Source organism: Candidatus Methylomirabilota bacterium, from assembly GCA_035709005.1.
GTDB lineage: Bacteria > Methylomirabilota > Methylomirabilia > Rokubacteriales > CSP1-6 > 40CM-4-69-5.
Genome location: DASTFB010000050.1, coordinates 1 through 22,950 on the forward strand (window position 1 = coordinate 1; position 22,950 = coordinate 22,950).

Annotated in this window: 20 protein-coding genes; 12 read left to right on the plus strand and 8 right to left on the minus strand. The window is 69.7% G+C overall.

What is annotated here, in order from left to right; all coding sequences use genetic code 11:
• The 5 genes from VFR64_07735 to pafA all read left to right on the plus strand — a co-directional run.
• Positions 1-429 (plus strand): proteasome ATPase (locus VFR64_07735; protein ID HET9489627.1); only part of this gene is annotated, 429 nt, incomplete at its 5' end.
• Between the two features lie 102 nt (positions 430-531).
• Entirely contained in the window at positions 532-2,031 is a 1,500-nt protein-coding gene (gene dop / locus VFR64_07740; protein HET9489628.1) for a depupylase/deamidase Dop, read from the plus strand.
• Between the two features lie 142 nt (positions 2,032-2,173).
• The gene (gene prcB, locus VFR64_07745) at positions 2,174-3,001 is read left to right on the plus strand and encodes a proteasome subunit beta (protein ID HET9489629.1); all 828 of its coding nucleotides are present in this window, start codon (positions 2,174-2,176) and stop codon (positions 2,999-3,001) included.
• A 2-nt stretch (positions 3,002-3,003) separates the two neighbouring features.
• On the plus strand, positions 3,004-3,696 hold the full coding sequence (gene prcA, locus VFR64_07750; GenBank protein ID HET9489630.1) for a proteasome subunit alpha: 693 nt from the start codon (positions 3,004-3,006) through the stop codon (positions 3,694-3,696).
• Between the two features lie 27 nt (positions 3,697-3,723).
• A complete protein-coding gene (pafA, locus tag VFR64_07755) occupies positions 3,724-5,079 on the plus strand; it encodes a Pup--protein ligase (GenBank protein HET9489631.1) in 1,356 nt (451 codons plus the stop codon).
• Here pafA and VFR64_07760 read toward each other — a convergent pair.
• Positions 5,076-7,664, minus strand: a complete 2,589-nt coding sequence (locus VFR64_07760) for a response regulator (protein HET9489632.1) — start codon at positions 7,662-7,664, stop codon at positions 5,076-5,078. The genes pafA and VFR64_07760 overlap by 4 nt on opposite strands.
• A 228-nt stretch (positions 7,665-7,892) precedes the next feature.
• On the opposite strand from VFR64_07760, the gene VFR64_07765 reads away from it, so the two are divergent.
• Complete coding sequence (locus tag VFR64_07765) at positions 7,893-8,309, plus strand: polymer-forming cytoskeletal protein (protein ID HET9489633.1); 417 nt, start codon at positions 7,893-7,895, stop codon at positions 8,307-8,309.
• Between the two features lie 22 nt (positions 8,310-8,331).
• On the opposite strand, the gene VFR64_07770 is transcribed toward VFR64_07765, so the two are convergent.
• Genes VFR64_07770 through VFR64_07795 form a run of 6 tightly spaced genes read right to left on the minus strand, consistent with a single transcriptional unit; the run spans position 8,332 to position 15,825 of the window.
• Positions 8,332-9,192, minus strand: coding sequence for a DMT family transporter (locus tag VFR64_07770; GenBank protein ID HET9489634.1), 861 nt, complete (start codon positions 9,190-9,192; stop codon positions 8,332-8,334).
• 9 nt (positions 9,193-9,201) lie between these two features.
• Complete coding sequence (gene hutH, locus VFR64_07775) at positions 9,202-10,743, minus strand: histidine ammonia-lyase (GenBank protein ID HET9489635.1); 1,542 nt, start codon at positions 10,741-10,743, stop codon at positions 9,202-9,204.
• Positions 10,731-12,071 (minus strand): amidohydrolase, encoded by a 1,341-nt coding sequence (locus VFR64_07780; GenBank protein ID HET9489636.1) that lies wholly within the window; start codon positions 12,069-12,071, stop codon positions 10,731-10,733. Before VFR64_07780 ends, hutH begins: the two co-directional genes overlap by 13 nt.
• A 40-nt stretch (positions 12,072-12,111) precedes the next feature.
• Positions 12,112-13,365, minus strand: a complete 1,254-nt coding sequence (gene hutI / locus VFR64_07785; GenBank protein HET9489637.1) for an imidazolonepropionase — start codon at positions 13,363-13,365, stop codon at positions 12,112-12,114.
• Complete coding sequence (gene hutU / locus VFR64_07790) at positions 13,362-15,041, minus strand: urocanate hydratase (protein ID HET9489638.1); 1,680 nt, start codon at positions 15,039-15,041, stop codon at positions 13,362-13,364. The genes hutI and hutU overlap by 4 nt, the downstream gene beginning before the upstream one ends.
• 10 nt (positions 15,042-15,051) lie before the next feature.
• Positions 15,052-15,825 (minus strand): enoyl-ACP reductase, encoded by a 774-nt coding sequence (locus VFR64_07795; GenBank protein ID HET9489639.1) that lies wholly within the window; start codon positions 15,823-15,825, stop codon positions 15,052-15,054.
• Positions 15,826-15,891: 66 nt separating this feature from the next.
• On the opposite strand from VFR64_07795, the gene VFR64_07800 reads away from it, so the two are divergent.
• Genes VFR64_07800 through VFR64_07810 form a run of 3 tightly spaced genes read left to right on the plus strand, consistent with a single transcriptional unit; the run spans position 15,892 to position 18,603 of the window.
• A complete protein-coding gene (locus VFR64_07800; protein HET9489640.1) occupies positions 15,892-16,668 on the plus strand; it encodes an aldolase/citrate lyase family protein in 777 nt (258 codons plus the stop codon).
• 22 nt (positions 16,669-16,690) lie between these two features.
• The gene (gene kdsB, locus VFR64_07805) at positions 16,691-17,419 is read left to right on the plus strand and encodes a 3-deoxy-manno-octulosonate cytidylyltransferase (protein ID HET9489641.1); all 729 of its coding nucleotides are present in this window, start codon (positions 16,691-16,693) and stop codon (positions 17,417-17,419) included.
• The gene (locus VFR64_07810) at positions 17,416-18,603 is read left to right on the plus strand and encodes an MFS transporter (GenBank protein HET9489642.1); all 1,188 of its coding nucleotides are present in this window, start codon (positions 17,416-17,418) and stop codon (positions 18,601-18,603) included. The genes kdsB and VFR64_07810 overlap by 4 nt, the downstream gene beginning before the upstream one ends.
• On the opposite strand, the gene VFR64_07815 is transcribed toward VFR64_07810, so the two are convergent.
• Complete coding sequence (locus VFR64_07815) at positions 18,535-19,617, minus strand: mechanosensitive ion channel family protein (GenBank protein ID HET9489643.1); 1,083 nt, start codon at positions 19,615-19,617, stop codon at positions 18,535-18,537. The two genes, VFR64_07810 and VFR64_07815, sit on opposite strands and share 69 nt — an antisense overlap.
• Positions 19,618-19,635: 18 nt before the next feature.
• On the opposite strand from VFR64_07815, the gene VFR64_07820 reads away from it, so the two are divergent.
• The 3 genes from VFR64_07820 to VFR64_07830 all read left to right on the plus strand — a co-directional run bounded on the left by VFR64_07820 (position 19,636) and on the right by VFR64_07830 (position 22,896).
• Positions 19,636-20,856 carry an MFS transporter gene (locus VFR64_07820; GenBank protein ID HET9489644.1) on the plus strand — a complete coding sequence of 407 codons (1,221 nt, stop codon included), beginning with the start codon at positions 19,636-19,638 and terminating at the stop codon, positions 20,854-20,856.
• Complete coding sequence (locus tag VFR64_07825) at positions 20,853-21,692, plus strand: methyltransferase domain-containing protein (GenBank protein HET9489645.1); 840 nt, start codon at positions 20,853-20,855, stop codon at positions 21,690-21,692. Before VFR64_07820 ends, VFR64_07825 begins: the two co-directional genes overlap by 4 nt.
• 112 nt (positions 21,693-21,804) lie before the next feature.
• Positions 21,805-22,896: a TRAP transporter substrate-binding protein gene (locus VFR64_07830; protein HET9489646.1), complete on the plus strand. Its 1,092-nt coding sequence runs from the start codon at positions 21,805-21,807 to the stop codon at positions 22,894-22,896.
• The last annotated feature ends 54 nt before the right edge of the window (positions 22,897-22,950 follow it).

Genomic DNA, 22,950 nt, shown 5'->3' on the forward strand with positions numbered 1-22,950 from the left:
CGGCACGGCGACGCGGCGGCGGCCATCGGCGCCATGATCGCGGCCACTGCGGACAAGATGTACAGCCTGAGCGAGGAGAACCGGTTCCTGGAGGTCACCTACGCCAACGGTGACAAGGAGGTCCTCTACTTCAAGGACTTCTCCTCCGGCGCCATGATCGAGTCGGTGGTGCGGCGGGCCAAGAAGATGGCCCTCAAGCGGCACATCGCCGGCGGAGGCAAGGGCCTCATCGCCGACGACCTGCTGGCCGCCGTGCGCGAGGAGTTCAAGGAGAACGAGGACCTGCCCAACACCACCAATCCCGACGACTGGGCCAAGATCGCCGGGAAGAAGGGCGAGCGGATCGTCTACGTCAAGCCCCTGATGAGCGAGGCCAAGGACAAGCAGCGCAGTGTCGAGCGCATCGTCAATACCGGCCAGTACCTGTAACTGAGGTGGGAGGGGCCTCCCGCCCCTCCCATTCCCCCCCGGCTCGCGCCGACCGCGACCACCGGGGGTTCGTTTTCTGTGGCACCGTAGAGTGAGGGACGAATGGCGATCCCAAAAGTGATGGGCATCGAGACCGAGTACGGGATCACGGTCAGGAATCAGCCGGACTTCAACCCGATCCTCAGCTCCCTGCTGCTGATCAACTCCTACGAGACGTACCGCTCGTCCCGGATTCGCTGGGACTACGAAGCCGAGAGTCCTCTGCGCGATGCCCGAGGATTCGAATACATGGAGGAGAAGGACGTCCCCTCCAAGGAAGAATCGCGCCTCATCAACCTGATCCTCTCCAACGGCGCCCGGTTCTACGTCGACCACGCGCATCCGGAGTACTCGAGCCCGGAGACCACCAATCCCCGGGATCTGGTCATCTGGGACCGGGCCGGCGAGCGGGTCCTGAACCTGGCTCGGCAGCGGGCCGAGGCGGTCTCCCCCCCGGAACAGCGGATCCTGATCTACAAGAACAACACCGACTACAAGGGCAATTCCTACGGGACCCACGAGAATTACCTGATGGACCGCCGGGTCCCCTTCGCCCGGATCGTCCAGCACATGATGCCGTTCTTCGTGAGCCGGCAGATCTTCACCGGGGCCGGCAAGGTCGGCGCCGAGAACAATGCCGAGCCCTGCGAGTACCAGATTTCCCAGCGGGCCGACTTCCTGGAGACCGAAGTGGGGCTGGAGACCATGCATTCCCGTCCCATCATCAACACCCGGGACGAGCCGCACGCGGACCCCGAGAAGTACCGCCGCCTGCACGTGATCGTGGGCGACGCCAACATGAGCGAGCCGGCAAACTACCTCAAGGTCGGCACCATGGCCATCGTGCTGAGCATGGTGGAGGACGACTTCATCGACCGCGACCTGTCCATCGACGGCCCGGTGGCCGCGTATCGGCAGGTCTCGCGGGACCTGGCCTGCCGGGAGGCGATCCGCCTCAAGGATGGCCGCGCCATCACCGCCATCGAGCTCCAGCGAGAGTTTCTCGAGATGGCGCACCGCTATTACCGCGAGCACGAACCGGAGCCCTGGGTGCGCGACGTGCTGGTCCGGTGGGAGCACACGTTGGACCGGCTGGCCACGGATCCTACCGCGCTGGGGCGCGAGCTGGATTGGGTCATCAAGCGTCAGCTCATCGAGAACTACACGGCCCGTCACCACCTCGACTGGTCGGACTCTCGGGTCCAGATGCTGGATCTCCAGTACCATGACATCCGTCCCGGCAAGGGTCTCTACTACAAGCTGGAAGAGGGTGACGCGGTCGACCGCATCGTCACCGACGACGAGATCTCCAAGGCCATCTACGACCCGCCCAAGGACACCCGGGCGTACTTCCGCGGGATGTGTCTGCAGCGCTACGCGGAGGAGATCGTGTCGGCGAGCTGGGACTCGGTCATCTTCGACCTCAAGGAAGGGCCCCTGAAGAAGATCTTCATGCTGGAGCCGCTGCGCGGCACCGAAGCCCACGTCCGCCAGCTGCTCACCGAATCGCCCACTGCCGGCGACCTGCTACGCAACATCTCCCGTCCCAGCTCAGGAGTATGACAATCGAAGGGGGCCTCGACGGCCCCCTCCGAGCCTCCCCCAGGGAACGACTGCGCCGGCGGAGCCGGCGCTCGAACCAAGCCGGACGTCGAACGGCCGGGCTGCGCTGGACACCGCCGATTACAGGTAAAATAGGACTGACATGAGCGAGCAGCGTTGGTTCCGGGCGTTCAACGACTACGCGGGGTCCAGCTTCGTCGACCTGCTTCGCCACGCCTCGCCCCACATGCTGGGGAGTCAGGGCCCGGCCGCGGAGCGAGGGGCGCAGGCGTCCTTGGATACCGCGGTGCCCCACGGCACGACCGTCCTGGCCCTGCGGTACCGGGACGGGGTCGTCATGTCCGGCGATCGTCAGGCGACGTCGGGATTCCAGGTGGCCAGCCGCCGCATCGACAAAATCTTCAAGTGCGACGAGTACTCGGGCATCGGCATCGCCGGCGCGGCCGGCCCGGCCATGGAGATGGCCAAGCTGTTCCAAACCGAGCTCGAGCACTACGAGAAGGTGGAGGGCGACAACCTCTCTCTGGAGGGCAAGGCCAACAAGCTGGGCCAGATGATCCGGATGAACCTCCCGGCCGCCCTGCAGGGGCTGGCCGTCGTTCCCATCTTCGCCGGGTTCGACGAGAAGAACGGTTCGGGGCGCCTGTTCAAGTACGACATCACCGGAGGACGCTACGAGGAGACGAACTACGACGCCCAGGGCTCGGGCGCCAAGGATGCCCGCGACTCGCTGAAGAAGCTCTGGCGCAGGGACATGGATCGCGAGGAGGCCCTGCGCGTGGCCCTGGAGGCTCTCCTGGACGCGGCCGACGACGACGTGGGCACGGGGGGCCCCGATCTCATCCGCGGCATCTTCCCGACCGTGAAAGCCATCACCCGTTCGGGCTTCGCCGAGGTGAGTGACGCGGAAGTGCGCCGCCTCTGCGAAAGCATCCTGAAGGACCGGGCCAAAGCCGAGCAGGAGAGCTGAGCATGCCGCTGCCGTACTACGTCAGTCCCGAGCAGATGATGAAGGACAAGGCGGAGTACGCCCGCAAGGGCATCGCCCGTGGGCGCTCCATCGTGGCCCTGGAGTATCGCGAGGGCATCCTGCTGGTGGCCGAGAATCCGTCGAGCTTGTTGCACAAGATCTCGGAGATCTACGACCGCATCGCCTTCGCCGGGGTCGGCAAGTACAACGAGTTCGAGAACCTCCGCATCGCGGGAATCCGCCACGCCGATCTCAAGGGCTACTCCTACAGTCGCGGCGACGTCACCGCCAAGGCCCTGGCCAACGCGTATTCCCAGGCCCTGGGTAACATCTTCACCCAGGACATCAAGCCCTTCGAGGTGGAGGTGCTGGTGGCCGAGGTGGGCGACGACAACGGGGCGCGCAACGAGATCTACCACATCCTCTACGACGGCACCATCGAAGACGAGCGCAACTACGCGGCCATGGGCGGGCAAGCCGACGAGATCCGCCGCTTCCTCAAGGAAAACTACAAGGATGGCCAGGACCTCGGCGAAGCCTTGAAGCTCGGCGTGCGGGCCCTCAACGTGACCCAGAACAAGACACTGAGCGAGCGCGATCTGGAGATCGCCGTGCTCGATCGGACCAAGACGCGGCGGAAGTTCCGGCGCATCCCTCCCGAGGCGGTCGCGCAGCTCTTGGGCACGGTGCGCTAGACCGTGTTACGCTGAGGGCACCAGGTCATGAAGCGGCGGATCTTCGGCCTCGAGAACGAGTACGGTCTCACCTGCACGCTGAACGGTCAGCGCCGCCTCAGCCCGGACAACGTCGCCCGCTATCTCTTCGAGAAGGTCATCCCCGGCGCCCGCAATGCCAATGTCTTTCTCGAGAACGGGGCCCGTCTGTATCTCGACACCGGCTTCCATCCCGAGTACGCCACGCCCGAGTGCGACGACGTGGCCGAGCTGGTGATCCACGACAAGGCCGGGGAGCGGATCGTCGAGGACCTGCTCCATCAGGCGGAAAAGCGCCTGCGCGAGGATGGGATCTCCGGCAATATTTTGTTATTCAAGAACAATACGGACTCGGCCGGGAACTCGTACGGGTGCCACGAGAACTACCTGGTCAGCCGGGACGTCTCGTTCCAGCGGCTGGCCGAGGCCTTGATCCCCTTCTTCGTGACCCGACAGATCTTCGCGGGAGCCGGCAAGGTGCTGCAAACCCCCCGGGGCTTCCACTACTGCCTGTCCCAGCGGGCCCAGCACATCTGCCAGGAGATCTCCGGCGCCACCACTTCCTCGCGCTCCATCATCAACACGCGCGACGAGCCGCATGCCGACGCCGAGCGCTACCGCCGGCTGCACGTCATCGTCGGTGACTCCAACATGTCGGAAGTCGCCACGTACCTCAAAGTAGGGACGACCGCCCTCGTCCTCGACATGATCGAAGACGGCTTCTTCGACCGGGATTACTCCCTGCAGTCGCCGGTCCAGGCCATCCGGGACATCTCTCACGACCCGACCCTGAAGGAGACCGTCAAGCTGAAGGACGGGCGCTCCATCTCAGCGCTGCAGCTGCAGCTGGAGTACCTGGAGTACGCCACCCGCTACGTCGCCTCCATCGATGCCGACGACGTGTCCAAAGACGTGCTGGCCCGGTGGACGGACGTGCTGGCGAAGCTGGAGACCGATCCCGTGCAGCTCGACCGAGAGCTGGACTGGGTCATCAAGCGCCAGTGGATCGAGAGCTACATGAGCCGGCACCGGCTGTCCTGGCGTGACCCCAAGATCTCCCTGATGGATCTGCAGTACCACGACATCCGCCCGGATCGGGGGGTCTACTACAAGCTGGCGGGCCGGGACATGGTGGACCGGATCACCGACGACGAGACGATCGAACAGGCCAAGCACATGCCGCCCCAGACCACGCGGGCCCGTCTCCGGGGTGAGTTCATCCGGCAGGCGAACCTCAAGGGCAAGGACTACCGGGTGGACTGGGTCTACCTCAAGCTCAACGACCCGGAGCGCGAGACCATCCTCTGCAAGGACCCGTTCCAGTCGCACGACGAGCGGGTCGCCCGCCTGATCCGCTCCTTCTAGGGGTTGGGGGGGACTGCGGGGCCATTCCCGGCCCCCACCTGTCGGGAGATCACCCGCCTGAGCACCTCGCGGTCCACGGGCTTCAGCAGGTGGGCGTCACACCCTGCCGCCAGCGCCCGCAACTGATCCTCGTGCCGTCCGTACCCGGTGAGGGCAACCAGCAGCACGTCCGACCCCAGCGCTTGCCGCAGGCGCTCGGCCACCTCGTAGCCGTCCATCCCCGGCAACCCGATGTCGAGGAGCACGACCTGGGGCCGCCGGGCCAGGGCCACCGCGATGGCGCGATCACCGTCGTCCGCCACGTCGACCTCGTGGCCGTCGAACTCCAGCATGATCTTCAGGGTCTGCAGCGCATCGGGATCGTCCTCGACGACCAGGATGTGCCGAGGCGCCACGCCCGGTGTCGGCGCTTCGCTCTCGATCGACTCCTCGGCCCCACCCAGGGGCAACCGGACCGTGAACCGCGCGCCTCGCTCGGCCCCGCCGCTCTCGGCTTCCACCGTTCCGCCGTGTAGCTCGACGAGGCGCCGTACCAGGGCCAGGCCGATGCCCAGGCCCCCCTCGCGGACCAGGCCTCCCGCGGACCCGCCCGGCGCGCAGGGATCGAAGACTCGTGGCAGCACGTCGGGGGCGATGCCCTCGCCGCCGTCCTGGACCCGGATGACGGCGCGGTCGATTTCCTGGCCCGCGGTGACCGTGATCTCGCCATCCTCGGGACTGTACTTCGACGCGTTGCCCAGCAGATTCGTCACCACCTGGATCAGGCGGGTGGCGTCCGCCCACAAGACGATCTCTTCCTCCGGGAGGCTGGTCCGGACGACCTGGTGGCGAGCCTCGGCGACGGGCCGGATGACGTCGAGGGCATCCGTCACGATGCGAGCCAGGGAAACGCGGCTCCGGCGCAGCTCCATCATGCCCCGCCCGATGCGGGCCAGATCCAGGAGATCGTCGAGGATTCGGGCCTGGTGCTTCACCTGCCGCTCGAGGACTTGTCGGGCGCCGCGGAGCTCGGCATGAGCGCCCTCGTGGCGTTGCACGATGGCCATCGCGCTCAGAATGGGCGCCAGGGGCGCGCGCAGCTCGTGGGCGAGTACGGACAGGAACTCGTCCTTGCGGCGGTCGGCGGTCTGTCGCTCGCGATACAGTCGCGCGTTGTCGAGGGCCGCGGCGGCCCGGGCGGCGAACTCCTGGGCGAGGTCCAGGTCCGAGCCCCGGTACCGCCGCTCCGGCCGCAGCGACACCAGGGAGAGCGCGCCCAGGGTCCGGTTCCGAGCGATCAGCGGCACGATCATGGCCGACTTGGGCCCGAGCTCGCGGAGCACCCGTAGATGCTGGGCATCGGACGCCGCCGCGGCCAGCATGGCCTCGGTCATGTCCGTCACCAGATGGGGGCGCCCCGTGTGCACGACGTCGACGACGACTCGCGGCGCGGGGCCGGGCGAGTACCGCTGCAGCGCCGAGGCCAGGCCCTCCCTCAGCCCGTTGGCGACGGCGACCACCGCCCGGCGCAGGGAATCGTCGTCCTGCACCATGTCGAGGACGCAGACGTCGCCGAGCTCGGGCACGGCGAGCCGGGCGATCTCGGCCAGCGTATCGTCGTAATCCAGCGACGCGGTCAGGCCCTTACTGACCTGAGCCAGGAACGCGGACTGCCACCGCCCCGTCTCGGCGCCCGCCCGGGCAGTGCGCTCGGTTTCGTAAAGGCGGGCGTTCTCCATGGCGATGGCGAGCTGGTTGGCGACGAGTTTGAACAGGTGCTCCTCTTCGAGCGTGGCCCCGGCGCCCTCCAGCCAGCGGGCGGTGACGAAGCCGAGGGGCCGGCTCCGCACGACCAGGGGCACCTTGAGCTCCAGATCCGTTCCGGCGCCACCGGCCGGAGCCGGTCCAGGGCGGCCCGGCCCCTCACCCCCGGCAGCCAGGCGAAGCCCGGGCGGGTGGCTCAGCTCGACGATGAGGTCGGTGGCGTGAAGCGCGCGGGCCAGGCGAGGCAGCAGCCGCTCCAGAATGGCGGCCGGCCCCAGCTCGGACGTGAGGTCCTGGAGCGCCTCGTGGATGTCCTCCAGGCGCTGGGCGCGGACCGCCGCCTCGAGGCTGAGCCGGCCCAAGTCGTCGAGCTGGCGCAGGAGCCGGCACACCAGGCGCTGGTTGAGGTCGCGCAGGTAGAGCCCCTCGTGGCTGGCCGGGGCTCGTTCGCGCTTGCCTCGGAGGAATTCCACGATCTGGCCGGGGAAGGCGTCGACGTCGATCGGCTTGGCGATGTAGCCGTCGCAGCCCGCGACCAGGGTCCGCTCGCGATCTCCCGCCGCGGCGTAGGCGGTGACGGCCACGACCGGCACTTCGGAGAGCTTGGGGAAGGTCCGGAAGGCGCCCGCGAGGACGTAGCCGTCGACATCGGGCAGATTCACATCCAGGAGGATCAGCGCGGGCCGCTCGCGCAGCGCGATCTCGATCCCGCTCAGGCCTTCCTCGGCATCCAGCACCGCGTACCCGGCGCGCTCGAGGACGCTTCTCACCAGGAGCCGGCTGCCCGGGTCGTCCTCTATGTAAAGGATGCGAGCCGCGTCGCCCTGCCCACGTGGTGCCATGGCCGTCCTTGCATGCCTGCCCGAAGTGGGACTGGGCCAGGCCGAGGGCCGCACTCTACCGGGGCCCAGGTAGCTGGTCAAGGGCCACCCAGGCACCGCCGGGCCGGCGCCAGGCGAGGGCGCTGCCGAAAGTTTGACTCTCCTGCTGACCGGGTGGTAAGTCCAAGAAGTACGCATGTCACCGGCCAGACGACCCACCTACCCCTCGTGTGCGAAGGAGGCGCCCTGATGGCCATCTTCGGCGGCAAGGTCAGCAAGCCACCCGTGAAATCTGCCGACCTGAGCGCGTACATCGACGAGGGGTCGGAGATCGAAGGTAAGTACAGCTTCAGCGGCACCCTGATGCTCAACGGCAAGTTCAGCGGCGAGATCCAGACCCAGGACACCCTGATCATCGGCGAGAAGGGCGTCGTGAACGCCATCGTCCGCGCCGGCACCGTCATCATCAGCGGCGAGGTCGTCGGCAACGTCAACGCCACCGAGCGCGTGGAGCTGCGCGGCACCGCTCGCGTGTTCGGTGACGTCGAGGCGCCGGTGGTGATCGTCGAGGAGGGCGTCCTCTTCGAAGGGCACTGCCGAATGAACAAGGGCCGCCTGGACTCCCCCGCCCCGCGCGACGCCGCGCTCATCCCCCTGGCGCCGTAGTCTCTGTTTGGCTGCCCGGTCCTCAACGGGCCAGCGCCACACAGACCACACCGCCCAGGATCACCGCGGCGCCAGCCAGACGCGCCACGAGCTGTCCCTCCCGGAACCACAGGGTCCCGATCAGCGCCGAGAGCACGATGGAGGTCTCGCGCGCGGCCACCACGTAGGCCGTCTTCGACAGGCGGAAGGCGAAGAGGACGAGCAGATAGGCGGCGAGCGTCATCACCGACGCTGCGACGATGCTCCGCCAGTTCGTGCGCCACTCCCGCCGCAACGCCGCCCACATGGGCAGCACGACCGGGAGCAGCGCGAGGCTCATGCCGACGAACATCAAGGTGATATAGGGCACCGGATGCATGTGATGGACACCCGCCTTGTCCACCAGGGAGTAGGCCGCAGTCGTGAGCCCCGTCGCCACCGCCCACCACGTGCCGGCCCCGAGAGGCGGCCAGCCGGACCGCGTGAGCCAGGCGGGGCCCAGGTGGAGCGCCACGATCCCCAGCACCACGAGGGCGACGCCCGCCACGCCTAGCGGCGACGGCCACTCGTCGAAGACCACCAGGGCGATGCCGGGCACCAGGGCCACCCCCAGGCCGCGGGCGATCGGATACACGACGGACAGCTCGCCCGACTGGTACGCGCGCCCCAGGGCGTAGAAGTAGAGCGCGTGCAGGACGATGGTGGCGGCGACGAACGGCAAGGCCGCGGCGGACAGGCCCCCAGTGGCCAGGATGCCGAGCGCCACCGGCGCGCCGAGCACGCTCGCCAGCGTCACCGCCAGCCACAGAAAGCAGAGATGATGATGGGCTCGTTTGGTCAGCGCGTTCCACGTCGAGTGCAGGACGGCGGCAGCCAGGACGAGAACGAGGGCTGTGGTCGGCATCCGGGTCGCTCAGTCGAGCGGACCCAACGCTTCCTCCACAGCCGCCAGCACGACGCCCTCCTCCACCAGGCCAATGGCGGCCTCGAGGTCGGCCTTGAGATAACGGTCCTCGTCCAGCGGCGCGATACGCCGCCGAACAGCGTCGCGGGCGGCCGCGCTTCCCCGCCCCGGGCTCAAGGGCGCGCGCAGATCCAGCGCCTGGGTGGCCAGGAGCAGCTCGATGGCCAGGACCTGACGCACCGCCCGGACGGCCGCGCGGGCCTTCAACGCCGCGCCGGCGGCCATGGCGTTGTAGTCCTCCTGATACCCGGAAGCCGGGATGGAGTCCACGCTGGCGGGCTGGGCGAGTCGCTTGCACTCCGAGGTCAAGGCGGCGGCCACGTACTGGGCGATCATGTACCCGGAGTGCACGCCGCCGTGAGGCGACAGGAAGGGGGGCAACCCTTCGTTGGTGAGCGGGTTCACCAGGCGGTCGATGCGCCGCTCGCTGATGCCGGCGAGCTGGGCCAGGCCGATGGCCAGCGTGTCGAGCGCCAGGCCCAGCGGCTCGCCGTGGAAGTTTCCCCCGGTCAACACCACGCCGTCGTCGGCGAATACCAGGGGGTTGTCGGTGACGCTGCCCAGCTCGCAGGTGATGATGGCCCGCGCCGAGGCGGTCGCCTCCCGGGCGGAGCCGTGGACCTGGGGCATGCAGCGCAGGCTGTAGGCGTCCTGCACGCGGGTGCAATCGCGATGCGACGCGATGATGGCGCTCTCCGCGGTGAGCCGTCGCAGATTCTCGGCCGAGGCCAGCTGGCCGGGGTGCGGGCGCAGCGCATGGATGCGCACGTCGAAGGCGGCGTTGCTACCCATCAGCGCCTCCAGCGACATGGCGCCGGCGATGTCGGCGACCTGCTCGAGTCGCGTAGCATCGAGCACGGCCAGCGCCCCCAGGCCGGCCATGAGATGGGTCCCGTTGAGCAGGGCCAGCCCTTCCTTGGCCTCCAGCTGCAGCGGCGCGAGCCCGGCCCCGGCCAGCGCCTCCGGCGCCGACACGCGGCGGCCGTCGACCCAGGCCTCGCCCTCGCCGATGAGGCAGGCGGCGATGTGGGCCAGCGGCGCCAGGTCGCCCGACGAGCCCAGCGAGCCGAGCTCGGGCACCACCGGATGCACGCGCCGGTTCAGGCAGGCGAGGAGGGCGTCGACGATCTCGGGGCGGACGCCGGACGCGCCGCGGGCCAGTGAGGCCGCCAGCAGAACCATCACGGCGCGTACCTCGTCCTGGGCCAGCGGGGCGCCCACGCCGCCGGCATGGCTCAGGACCAGATTGCGCTGCAGGCGCACCCGTTCCGAGGCCGGAATGAGCGTGTCCTTGAGCTTGCCCACCCCGGTCGTGATGCCGTAGATGGGGGCGCCCTCCCGCACCAGGCGATCGATGAAGGCTCGACCGGCCGTGACGAACCGGCGGGCGCCGGCGGACAGCTCCACCGGGGCGCCGTGCCGGGCGGCCCGCTCGACCATCTCCAGGGTCAGCGGGCTGCCGTCGAGGATGACCGCGCTCACCGCCGCCATCCCCGCGTGAGCCGCCGCACCCGGTCGAGCAACTCCGGCATATCGACCGTGGTCAGGCGGCCCTGCTCCACCACCCGCCGTCCGTGCACCCACACGTCGGTCACGGCCTGGGCTGACATCGCGTACACGATGCTGGCCACGAGATCGTTCGGGGGGTGCAGGGAGGGGTGGTCCAGATCGACCGCGACGAGATCGGCCAGATACCCGGGCGCGATGAGGCCGGTGGTCAGGCCCAGGATCTCGGCTGCCGAGCGCGTCCCCAGACGCAGGGCCGTGGCAGCGTCCAGGGCGCCGCCGTCGAGCAGGCGCACCCGCTGGAGCAGCGAGGCCATGCGCATCTCCTCGAACACCGACAGCCGGTTGTTGGTGCAGCCGCCGTCGGTGCCGAGCCCGGCCCGGACGCCTGCCTCGAGCATCTCGGGCAGACGCGTGATCCCGTCGCCCAGGAACATGTTGGACGACGGGCAGTAGGCGAGCGCCGCCCCGCGGGCGCCCATCAACACGATCTCCTCGTCGTCCAGCCACACGCAGTGGACCCCGATCGTGCGCGGGCCCAGCACGCCGAGCTTGTCGAGGTACCGGACCGGCGTCGCCCCGTGCTCCGCGAGCGTCCGCTCCCCTTCGTAGCGCCCTTCGGCGACGTGGATGTGGAACGGGCACCTCTCGGCCTCGGCGATCTCCCATCCGGCCCGGATCATCGCCGCCGACGCGCCGTGCGGGCTGTGCGGGGCCGGCTGAACCGCCACCGTAGGATCGTTGCGGTGCGCCGCGATCAGCTCCCGCGTCCGGCGGGCGGCGTCCGGCACGCCCTCGCGATAGCGTGAGGGCGCGCCCTCCCAGTCGTAGAGCCCCCGGGCCAGGACGAGGCGGATGCCCACCCGGCGCGCGGCCTCGATGACCGCCTCGGCGGTGTCGTTGCCGGCATCGACGAGATAGAAGAAGTCCACGCACGTCGTCGCGCCGTGTCGCAGCATCTCGGCGAAGGCGAAGGCGGCGCCCAGCGCGATGCCGCCGCGGTCCAGGCGCTGAGAGAACGGATACAGGACCTGGTCGCGCCAGGCCATGAAGTCCAGGTCGTCGCCCAGCCCGCGCAGGAGCGACTGGAACGTGTGGCAGTGGGTGTTGACCGTGCCCGGCAGCAGGGCGCGGCCCGCCAGCGCCACGTCGCCCGGGCGGGGCGGTTCGGCGGCCTCCACGGCCACGATGCGCCCGTCGGCGATGGCCACCGCCCGGCCCCGTTCCCAGCCCGTCTCGGCGAGAACGAGATCGGGCACCAGCCGTGTCGGAGCGGGGTTCATTGGAGCGGGGGCCGCGAGCCCGGCTCGCACCGAGGGTGGGCTGCTCCAGGTGCGGCGTGGCTGCGTGCGGTCATCGCTCGTAGACGAGTACGCCGCGCTTGAGGACGCGGGCGACGTGGTTGACACCGTAGAAGTACGAGAGCCACCGCCAGTTGGGAACGTCGCAGAGAACGACGTCGCACTGCTTGCCGGGCGCGAGGCTGCCGATCTCGCTCTCCAGGCCCATGGCCCAGGCGCCGTGGAGCGTCACGCCGAGAAGCGCCTCCTCGGGCGTCATCTTCATCTGGCTCACCGCCATGGTCATCACCAGTTGTAAGTTGCAGCCCATCGACGAGCCGGGGTTGAAGTCCGAGGCGAGGGCAACCCGGACGCCGGTCTCGAGGAAGCTCCGGGCCGGCGCATAGGGCAGACCGAGAAAGAACGCAGTGCCGGGCAGGAGCGTGGCGGTGACGCCGGCCTCCTTCATCCGCGCGACGTCCTCGACCCGGGCCCTGAGGAGGTGATCGGCCGACAGGGCGTGGACCTCGGCGGCCAGGGCGGCGCCGCCCAGGGCGACGAACTCGTCGGCGTGGAACTTGGCCCGGAGCCCGTGGCGGGCGCCCGCCTCCAGGATGCGGCGGGCCTGGGCGATCGAGAAGACCCCCTCCTCGCAGAAGACGTCGACGTAGCGCGCCAGCCAGCCCTCGGTCACGGCCGGCAACATCTCGCTCACGATCAGGTCGACGTAGGCATCGGTCCGGCCGTGGTAAGGCGGGGGCACTTCGTGGGCGCCGCAGAACGTGGCGTGGACGTCCACCGGTTGCCGCGCGCCCAGGCGACGGGCCGCCTCCAGCATCTTGAGCTCATCGGCCGTGGTGAGCCCGTAGCCGGACTTGATCTCGATCGTCGTGGTGCCGTGCGCGAGCGCCGTCGAGAGCCGCGGCAAGGCCAGGCCCACCAGCTGATCGACGTCGGCGGCCCGGGTCGCCGCGACGGTGGACAGGATGCCGCCGCCGGCCGCGGCGATCTCCTGATAGGAGGCGCCGCGCGCCCGCAGCGCGTACTCGTGCTCGCGCGAGCCGGCGAAGACGAGGTGGGTGTGCGAATCGACGAACCCGGGCAGGGCCACGCCTCCGCGAGCATCGATGCGGTCCGGGCCGGGCTCGCCGCGACCGCTCAGCCGTCCGGCGAGCTCGGCGTCCCGGCCCACCCACACCACGCGGCCATGGGCCGCGGCCAGCGCCGCCCCGGTGATCACGCCCAGCGTCCCGTCGCCCAGCGCAGGCTCGCACGTCACCAGCTCGCCGATGTTGGTGACGACGAGGTCGGCCTCGCTCAGGCTCACGTGGTGATCCCCGGAAGGTCCAGGCCGTGGCGCCGCGCGGCGGCCAGCGCCTCCGGATAGCCGGCATCGGCGTGACGCATGATCCCGGTGCCGGGATCGGTCGTCAGCACCCGCTCCAGCCGCCGCGCCGCCGCCCCGGTGCCGTCGGCGACGACGACCATGCCGGCGTGGAGCGAGTAGCCGATACCGACGCCACCGCCGTGATGCACGCTGACCCACGTCGCGCCCGCCGCGGTGTTCAGCAAGGCGTTGAGGATCGGCCAGTCGGCGATCGCGTCGGAACCGTCGCGCATCGACTCCGTCTCGCGGTTGGGCGAGGCCACCGAGCCGGAGTCGAGGTGGTCACGACCGATCACGATGGGCGCCCTGACCGTCCCCGCGGCGACCAGATCGTTGAAGATGCGTCCGGCCGTGACCCGCTCGCCGTAGCCGAGCCAGCAGATTCGCGCCGGCAACCCCTGGAAGGGCACGCGCTCGCGGGCCAACCGCAGCCAGCGGACCAGGGGCTCCTTGTCGCTGAAGGCGTCCATCAGCGCCTGGTCGGTGGCGTCGATGTCGCGGGGATCGCCCGACAGCGCCACCCAGCGAAACGGTCCCTGCCCTTCGCAGAACAGGGGGCGGATGAAGGCGGGCACGAACCCGGGATAGGCGAAGTCGGTGACGCCGGCGTGCTGCGCCTCCTGACGGATGTTGTTACCGTAGTCGAACAGGATGGCGCCCAGGCGCTGGAGCTCGAGCATCGCCCGCATGTGCGCGGCGAGCGACTCGTACGCCCGCTTCAGATAGGCGTTCGGGTCGCTCCGCCGCAACGCGGCGGCGGCCGCCACGGACAGTCCGGCCGGAACATAGCCGTTGAGCATGTCGTGGGCCGCAGTCTGGTCGGTGACGACGTCGAAGCGGACGCCGCGCCGGGCCAGCTCGGGATGGGTCTGGGCGGCGTTGCCGTGCAGCGCGATGGAGAGCGGCTGCCGGGACTGCCGGGCGTCCTCTGCCCACTGCAGGGCGTCGTCGACGGAGCCGGTAGCCCGATCGACGTAGCCCAGGCGCAGCCGGCGCTGGACTCGTTCCTCGTCGACCTCCACGATGATGGCCACGCCGCCGTTCATCGTGATGGCCAGGGGCTGGGCGCCACCCATGCCGCCCAGGCCCGCGCTGAGGATGAGGCGGCCGGCCAGCGAGCCGCCGAAGTGTCGCCGCGCGCAGGCGCCGAAGGTCTCGTAGGTGCCCTGCAGGATGCCCTGGGTCCCGATGTAGATCCAGGAGCCGGCGGTCATCTGGCCGTACATCGTGAGGCCCCGGGCCTCGTAGTCGCGGAAGTGCGCCCAGTCGGCCCAGGCCGGCACGAGCAGCGCGTTGGCGATCAGCACCCGGGGCGCGTCGGGGTGCGTGGCGAAGACGCCGACGGGCTTGCCCGACTGCACGAGCAGCGTCTCATCGTCGCGCAGGCGTTGCAGCGTGGCCACGATCCGGTGGTACGAGGGCCAGTCGCGGGCGGCGCGCCCCGAGCCGCCATACACCACCAGATCTTCCCAGCGCTCGGCCACGTCCGGATCGAGGTTGTTCATGAGCATCCGCAGCGCGGCCTCTTGTGGCCACCCCTGGCAGGAGAGAGTGCTGCCGCGGGGCGCGCGGATCGGGCGGGCCGGACGCCCCGCGCCGGTCGCGTCGCCGTTCATGACCGGACGCTCAGACCGCCATGATGTGGTACCCGCCGTCGACGAAGATCACCTCGCCGGTGATCCCCGAGGACAGTCGGGACGCCAGGAAGAGCGCGGTGTCTCCCACCTCGCGCAGCTCCACGTTGCGCCGGAGCGGCGCCTTCTCGGCGTGATGCTGCAGGATGCTCGTGAACCCCTTGATGCCCCGAGCGGCCAGCGTGTTCACGGGCCCCGCCGAGATGGCGTTGACCCGGATGCCCCGAGGTCCGAGGTCGGCGGCCAGGTAGCGCACCGAGGCTTCCAGCGCGGCCTTGGCCACGCCCATCACGTTGTAGTTCCCGGCCACCTTTTCCGAGCCGTAGTACGTCATGGCGATCACCGACGCCTGACCCGACTTCTCCAGCAGGGGCCGCGCCGCCCGCGCCAGGGCCACCAGCGAGTAGGCGGAGATGTCGTGGGCCAGCTTGAACCCGTCGCGCGAGGTGGCGACGAACTCGCCCTCCAGATCTTCCTTCTGGGCGAAGGCGACCGAATGGACGAGCGTGTCCAGCGCGCCGAACTCACGCGAGAGCGCGGTGAACACGGCGCCGATCTCGGCATCCGAGGTGACGTCGCACGGATAGAGCAGCGCCCCCGGCAAGGTGGCGGCCAGCTCCTGCACGTTCTCCCGGAGCCGCTCGCCTTGATACGTGAACGCCAGCCGCATGCCGGCGCCGGCCAGAGCCTGGGCGATGGCCCAGGCGATGGAGCGCTTGTTGGCCACGCCGACGACGAGCCCGGTCTTGCCGTCGAGGAGTTTCATGGGCGCCTCCGCCGACATGATAGCCTAGCGCCTGTCGTCGAGAATGACGATATACTCGCGCGGGTCATGACCCCGAATCATGTGAAGCAAGCGCTTCGAGCCGGCCGGCCCCAGTTCGGCACCCTCTTGAACTTCGCGGATCCCCTGGTCGCCGAGATGATGGCCGCCGTGGGCTTCGATTGGCTCCTCGTCGACACCGAGCACGGCCCCATCGACGCCGCCACGCTGGCCACCATGTTCGCCACGATCACGCGCTATCCGGTGGCACCGCTCGTCCGCGTCCCCGCCATCGCCGAGGAGCACTGCAAGCGAGTGCTCGACGCCGGCGCCTGGGGCGTGCTGGCGCCCAACGTGCGCACCCGCGCCGAAGCCGAGCTGCTGGTGGCGGCCTGCCGGTATCCGCCGGCCGGCGTGCGCAGCCTGGGGACGGGCCGGTTCTCGCTGTCGTTCAAGACCGACCCCGGCACCTATTTCGCCCGGGCCGACGACGTGCTGCTCCTCATCGCGCAGATCGAGCACATCGACGCCGTGAAGAACATCGACGAGATCCTCTCGGTGCCCGGGCTCGACGCCTGCTACGTCGGGCCCAACGATTTCTGCGCCTCGCTGGGTCTGGCGCCGTCGCTCGAGCCGCCGCATCCGGAGTTCGAGGAGGCGATGCAGGTCGTCCTCGCCGCCGCCCGGCGTCACGGGGTCGCCGCCGGCATCCACTGCGCGACCACGGAGACGGTGAACCGTCGCATCCGCGAGGGCTGGACCCTGGTCGGCATGCTCAACGACCAGCGCCTGCTCACGGGGGCCGCGCGGGCCGTCCGCGACGCGGTGAAGACCGAGCGGCCGTGACCGCGGCCGGGCGGGCCCGGCCGTGAGAATCCTGGGGGTGATCCCGGCGCGGCTCGCCTCCACGCGCCTGCCGCGCAAGGTGCTGCGCCAGATCGCCGGCCGACCGATGCTGTGGCACGTCTGGCAGCGGGCCCGGCAGGCCCGCTCGCTGGCCGAGACCGTGGTCGCGACCGATGCCGAGGAGATCATGCAGGCCTGCCGCGACCTGGGTATTCCCGGCGTCCTCACCTCGGCGGACCACCCCTCGGGCACGGACCGGGTGTGGGAAGTGGCCCAGACGCGGCCGGCCGACGTCTACGTCAACATCCAGGGGGACGAGCCGCTGGTGACGGCCGCCCACGTCGAGCGCCTCGTCGAGCCGTTCCGCATGCGCTCCGACACGCAGGTCAGCACGCTGTGCATCCGGGCCGGCCCGGACGAGGTGCCCAACCCCAACGTCACCAAGGTGGTCCGCGACCCCGAGGGCCGGGCCCTCTACTTCTCGCGCTGCCCGATTCCCTACGATCGCGAGGCCTGCGGCGTCGTCCGGTTCAAGCACATCGGCCTCTACGCGTACCGGCGGACGTCGCTGGAAGCCTTTCACCGGCTGGCCCCGTCGCCCCTGGAGCTGGCCGAGCGCCTCGAGCAGCTTCGCTTTCTCGAGCAGGGCATCCCGATCGTGGTCATGGAAACCGATGAGCCCACGATCGGCGTAGACACCGAAGAGGACCTCCGCGCGGTCGAAGCCGCTTTCGCCGCCCGCCGCTCGTGACCTCCGGCGCCTGGACCATCCTGGCCCTGATCCTGGCCGCCCAGACCGTCACCAGCATCGGCCCGCTCGGCATTCCCGCCATCGCCTCGCTGATCCGCGACGATCTGGGGCTCAGCCTGGCCCAGGCGGGGTCGTTCCTGTCCGCCTACTACCTGGGCCCGGTGGTGATGTCGCTGCCCGCGGGAACGATGGCCGATCAGTGGGGGATCGGCCGGACGCTCATCCTCGGCCAGTTCGTCATCGCGGGCGGGCTGCTCGCGGTCAGCGCGGCCGGCACCTACCCGGCGCTCATTCTGATGTTGATGGCCGCCGGCGTCGGGTACGGCATGCTGAACCCGACGTCCACGAAGGCCGTGCTGGCCTGGTTCCCGCCGGCACAGCGGGCGACGGTGGTCGGGGTCAAGCAGGTCGGCTTGCCGTTCGGCGGCGCCCTCGGCGCCGCCCTGATGCCGGCGCTCGCGCTCGCGATGGGCTGGCGGCCGGCGGTGGCGGCCTCCGCCGGGCTGGTGGCGCTGACGGCCCTCGTCTCGCTGTTCGTCTATCGTGATCCCCCGCACCTGCCCCCGCCGGCGCCCTTCTCCGCCGGCGCCCTGCGCGCCGTCCTCGTCCGAACCGATCTCTGGCTCGTGGCGATCGCCACGCTGGTCTTCGCCGGCATGCAGACGGTGTGGATGGCGTTCCTCGTCCTCTATCTCAAGGACGTGGTCGGGCTCTCGCTGCTCGCGGCCAGCCGCTACCTGGCGCTGGCCCAGATCACGGGCATGCTCGGGCGCATCGTGTTCGGTCTGCTCTCCGACCGCGCCTTCGGGGGGCGTCGGCGCGCGCCGCTCGTGCTGGCCGGGTTCGGCTCGACGGCGTGCTCGCTGGCCATCGCCTTCGCCGGTCCCGGGACCTCGCCGGTGCTGCTGACCCCTCTGGCGCTGGTCTTCGGGTTCGCGGGGATCGGCTGGAACGGCGTGCACCACACGCTCATGGCCGAGCTGGCGGGCTCGCGCGGGGCCGGTACCGCGATCGGCCTGAGCCTGGCCGTCTCGTCGATCGGGGTGACGGTCGCCCCGCCGCTGTTCGGCTGGTGCGTGGAGCGCGCCGGCGGCTATACCGGCCCCTGGATCGGGCTAGCCCTGACGATGGTCGGCGCGGTCGGACTGCTGGGCCTCGTTCGGGAGCGTCCCCGCCTCTCGTAGCTCGACCGTGCGGATGGGGAACGGGATCTCGATCCCTTCCGCCCGGAAGCGGCGCAGGATGCGCTTGCGCAGCTCGTGCTGAGCCAGATACTGGTCCACGAACGTCTGCACCTGGCAGATCAACGTGAACTCCAGGGCGGACTCGCCGAAGCCGGGGATGAACCTGACGAAGGGCGGCGGCTCGGCGAGAAGCCCGGGCACCTCCCCCGCCGCCCGGATCGTTTCCTCCACCAAAAGGCGTTCGACCCGATCGGGATCGCTACGGTAGCTCACCCCCACCTGGATCAGGAGCGACATGCGGGGCTCGGGCAGGTCGTAGTTGGTGATGACCGATTCCGCCACCCGCTTGTTCGGCACGACCACGATGTTGTTGGGCAGCATCCGAACCCGGGTCGAGCGCCACCCCACGTCGACAACGTAGCCCTCGACGTCGGCGATCTTGACGTAGTCGCCGACGCGGATCGGCCGGTCGGCCAGCAGGTGCATGCCGGCGAAGAGGTTCGACAGCGTGTCCTGCAGCGCCAGGGCCACGGCCAGGCCGCCCACCCCGAGCGCCGCCAGAATGGGGGTGATCTCGATGCCGAGCTCGCCCAGGAGGATGAGCGCGCCGATGGCGAACACAGTGGCGCGAGCAGCTGTCCGGGCGAGGCCGGTTGCGGCGACGCCTAGCGCCTTGCCCTCGCCGGCCCGCCCGACCAGCGTCCCCACGATGCCGGCGACGGTGATCGTCAGGGAGATGACGACGCTGATTTCGAGGATCAGGGCGAGCTGCTCGCCGAGCCGGCGCGACAGCTGCTCGAGCTGGCTGGTCACCTCGATGGCGACCCAGAGGCCGAGGACCACGCACCACACCAGGGAGGGAACGCGGACGGCGTCGGCGACGGCGGCCACCGCGCCGTTCGGCCGCGCCCAGCGCCGGGCCAGCGCCAGCAGCGTCCCGCGCGCAGCGAGCCCGGCCAGCGTAGCGACGATGAAGGCGACGCTCGGCCAGAACAGGCGCCACATGCTGGTCATGCTATCGTAGGTGCCGTTATGGGACCGCGAGGTTCGTCGTACGGCTGGGTCGTGGTCGGCGCCGCATCCCTGATCACGTGTGTCGGGATGGGCGCGCTGTTCTCACTCGGCATCTTCCTCAAGCCGATCGAAGAAACCATGGGCTGGAGCCGCACGGGCATCTCGGTGATCGCCCTCCTCAATTGGATCTTCATGGGGGTCGGATCCTTCCTGTGGGGCACCCTCTCCGACCGCTACGGCGGTCGAATCGTCGCGTTCGCCGGCGGCGGCCTGCTGGGGCTCGGGCTCGTGCTGTCGAGCGAGGTGACCGCGCTGTGGCAGCTGCAGGTGACGTTCGGGGTGATGGTCGGCCTCGCCGTGGGCGCATTCTACGCGCCGCTCACCGCCACGGCGACCCGCTGGTTCACGGCGAACCGCGGCCTGGCGGTGGCCCTCGTCTCGGCGGGGATCGGCCTGGGGGTACTGATCATCTCCCCGCTCGCTCGCTGGATCACCAGCATCGCCGACTGGCGCATCGCCATGCTCGTGCTCGGCGATCTGGCCTGGCTGACCATCATCCCGGCCTCCCTGCTCATCCGCGATGCTCCCGCGGCCTGGCGCCGGGGGGCCCCGGACGGAGCGCGGACCCCGGCGGAGCGTCAGTTCTCCCCGTCCGAGGTCGTGCGGGCGCCGCAGTTCTGGGTCATCGCTCTCACGCACTTCGCCTGCTGCGCCGCGCACTCCGGGCCCATCTTCCACATGGTCACGCACGCCATCGATCAGGGCGTGACGGCCATGACCGCGGCGACGGTGCTCAGCGCGTCGGGCCTGGCCTCGGTCGCGGGCCGCATAGGCACGGGAATGCTGGCCGACCGCTTCGGCGCCAAGCGCACGCTGGTGGCCGGTCTCAGCCTGCAAGCCGTGATCGTCTACTTCTACCTCTTCGCCCGCGACGTCGGCACGTTCTACGGCCTGGCCCTCGTCTTCGGGGTGGCCTACGGCGGCGTCATGCCGCTGTACGCGCTGCTCACGCGCGAGTACTTCGGCGAGAAGGTGATGGGTATGGCGTACGGCGGCGTGTTCCTCATCTCCACGCTGGGCATGGGGCTCGGGTCCTTCGCCGGTGGCTGGGTCTTCGACCTGTTCGGCAGCTACGCCTGGCTGTTCATCAGCTCGACCGTGATAGGCGCCGCGGCGGGGCTCCTGGCCCTGACGTTCCGGCCGCCCCGGCCGGTCCCGGCGTTCGCTCCGGCTGGTTGAGCCCACCGCTGCCCTCCGGCTGTTACCCGATCGAGCGCCGCTCCGGTGAGATCGAGCGCCTGCGCATCCAGGCTGCGGCGATGGCCTTCGATGCCACGGTGATGCTCGATCGCATCGGCGTCCGACCCGGGTGGTGCTGCCTCGACCTCGGATGCGGCGCGGGCGGGATCCTGGACCTCCTGGCCGAGCGCGTGGGCCCTGCAGGACTGGCCCTCGGCCTGGACGCCGATCCGGTTCTCCTGGCTGCCGCGCGCCAGGGGCTCGGGGACCGCCCTGGAATGGCCCTCGTGGCCAGCGATGGCTACCGCGCCGCCTTGCGGGCAGAGTCGTTCGATCTCGTGCACGTCCGCTTCGTGGCCAGCACCGCCGGCTTCGTGGAGGACCTGCTGCGTGAAGCCCTCCGCCTGGTGCGGCCCGGGGGCGTGCTGGCCTTCCAGGAGCCCGACACGGAGACGCTCCGGTGTCATCCTCCGCACCCGGCCTGGGATCGGCTGAAGCAGGCCCTGCAGGCCGCGTTCGTCGCCGTGGGCGGCGACACGATGCTTGCCCGGCGGCTCTACGGCCTCCTGCGCCGGGCGGGGCTCGAGGACGTCCAGTACCGCCCCTTCCTGGTCGGCGTGACGAGCGGACAGCCCATGACGGACTATCTGCCGGCAACGGTCGAATCCGTGCGCGGCACGCTGCTCGGCAAGGGCCTGATCGATGCCGCCGAGCTGGAGCGCGCCCTGCGCGAGTGCCGCGCGCATCTCGCGCAGCCCGAGACGATCTTCACCACATACTTGACCGCGCAGGTCTGGGGCCGCAAGCCCAGCCCCGCGAGGTCGTCCGGCCCTTGACTGACAGCTGTCGACTGTCGTAAGTAAGGCCGGTCTTCCCCGGCGAGGCGGAACGACGACTCGAGAAGGGGATCTGCCGGGTGACCACTCACACCACACAGGGAGGTTCCACATGCGGCGACCACAGATGCTCGCCAGCGTCGCCATCGCCAGCCTTGCCATTGCCGGCTTCGTCCTCGGCCTGGCCCTGAGCTGGAGCGCCCCGGCCGAGGCCCAGCGGAAGGTGCGCTGGAAGATGGCCAGCGCATTCGGCAGCAAGCTTCCCCACCTCGGGACCTCGGCGGTCCGGTTCTCGGAGAACGTGAGGATCGCCTCCGGCGGGACGCTCGAGCTCAAGTTCTTCGAGCCGGGCGCGCTGGTCCCCGCCCTGGAGTGCTTCGACGCCGTCTCCAAGGGCGCGGTCGAATCGTGCTGGACCACCCCCGGGTACCACACCGGGAAATATCCGGCGCTGGCCTTCTTCACCACGGTGCCGTTCGGACCGCAGCTCGGCGAGTTCCTGGCCTGGAAGTGGTTCGGCGGCGGCAACAAGCTCCGGGACGAGATCTACGCCAAGCACAACCTCGTCTCCTTCGACTGCTTCGCCATCGGCCCCGAGACCTCGGGGTGGTTCCGCCGGGAGGTCAAGTCGGTCGCCGACCTGAAGGGGTTCAAGATGCGCTTCTTCGGGCTGGGCGCGCAGGTCATGCAGAAGCTCGGGGTCTCCACCCAGCTCCTGGCCGCCGCCGACATCTACCCCGCCCTGGAGCGGGGCGTGATCGAGGCCACCGAGTTCTCCATGCCGACCATCGACCTGGCACTGGGCTTCCACCAGATCGCCAAGAACAACTACTACCCCGGCTGGCATCAGCAGGTGTCGGTCAGCGAGCTGCTCATGAACAAGGCGGAGTGGGACAAGCTGTCCGAGCAGCACAAGATGATCATCAAGCTCGCGCTCAACGACAGCGTCATCCACACCTACGCCGAGACCGAGGCCAAGAACCCCGAAGTCATGATCCAGATGAAGGACAAGCACAAGGTGACCAACCGTCGCTGGTCCGACGACGACCTCAGGGCCTTCGAGAAGGCCTGGCTGCAGGTCCTCGAGGAGGAGAGCGCCAAGGACGCGCTGTTCAAGCAGGTCGCCGATCACTACCTGAACTGGCGCAAGACCTACAAGATCTGGGGCGACGCCCAGGAGCTGAAGACAACGTACATCAAGTAGTCGCCGTGCCGCCCGGTCGGCTCGCGGAGGGGCCACTGCCCTCCTCGAGCCGAC

Bases quoted from the DNA above. Each gene is read 5' to 3' on its own strand.
- prcA (HET9489630.1), top strand. From the start codon at position 3,004: ATGCCGCTGCCGTACTACGTCAGTCCCGAGCAGATGATGAAGGACAAG.
- VFR64_07760 (HET9489632.1), bottom strand. From the start codon at position 7,664: ATGGCACCACGTGGGCAGGGCGACGCGGCTCGCATCCTTTACATAGAG.
- hutH (HET9489635.1), bottom strand. From the start codon at position 10,743: ATGGCGGCGGTGAGCGCGGTCATCCTCGACGGCAGCCCGCTGACCCTG.
- prcB (HET9489629.1), top strand. From the start codon at position 2,174: ATGAGCGAGCAGCGTTGGTTCCGGGCGTTCAACGACTACGCGGGGTCC.
- hutU (HET9489638.1), bottom strand. From the start codon at position 15,041: ATGAACGGCGACGCGACCGGCGCGGGGCGTCCGGCCCGCCCGATCCGC.
- VFR64_07765 (HET9489633.1), top strand. From the start codon at position 7,893: ATGGCCATCTTCGGCGGCAAGGTCAGCAAGCCACCCGTGAAATCTGCC.
- pafA (HET9489631.1), top strand. From the start codon at position 3,724: ATGAAGCGGCGGATCTTCGGCCTCGAGAACGAGTACGGTCTCACCTGC.
- VFR64_07820 (HET9489644.1), top strand. From the start codon at position 19,636: ATGGGACCGCGAGGTTCGTCGTACGGCTGGGTCGTGGTCGGCGCCGCA.
- VFR64_07800 (HET9489640.1), top strand. From the start codon at position 15,892: ATGACCCCGAATCATGTGAAGCAAGCGCTTCGAGCCGGCCGGCCCCAG.
- VFR64_07815 (HET9489643.1), bottom strand. From the start codon at position 19,617: ATGACCAGCATGTGGCGCCTGTTCTGGCCGAGCGTCGCCTTCATCGTC.
- VFR64_07795 (HET9489639.1), bottom strand. From the start codon at position 15,825: ATGAAACTCCTCGACGGCAAGACCGGGCTCGTCGTCGGCGTGGCCAAC.
- dop (HET9489628.1), top strand. From the start codon at position 532: ATGGCGATCCCAAAAGTGATGGGCATCGAGACCGAGTACGGGATCACG.
- VFR64_07830 (HET9489646.1), top strand. From the start codon at position 21,805: ATGCGGCGACCACAGATGCTCGCCAGCGTCGCCATCGCCAGCCTTGCC.
- VFR64_07770 (HET9489634.1), bottom strand. From the start codon at position 9,192: ATGCCGACCACAGCCCTCGTTCTCGTCCTGGCTGCCGCCGTCCTGCAC.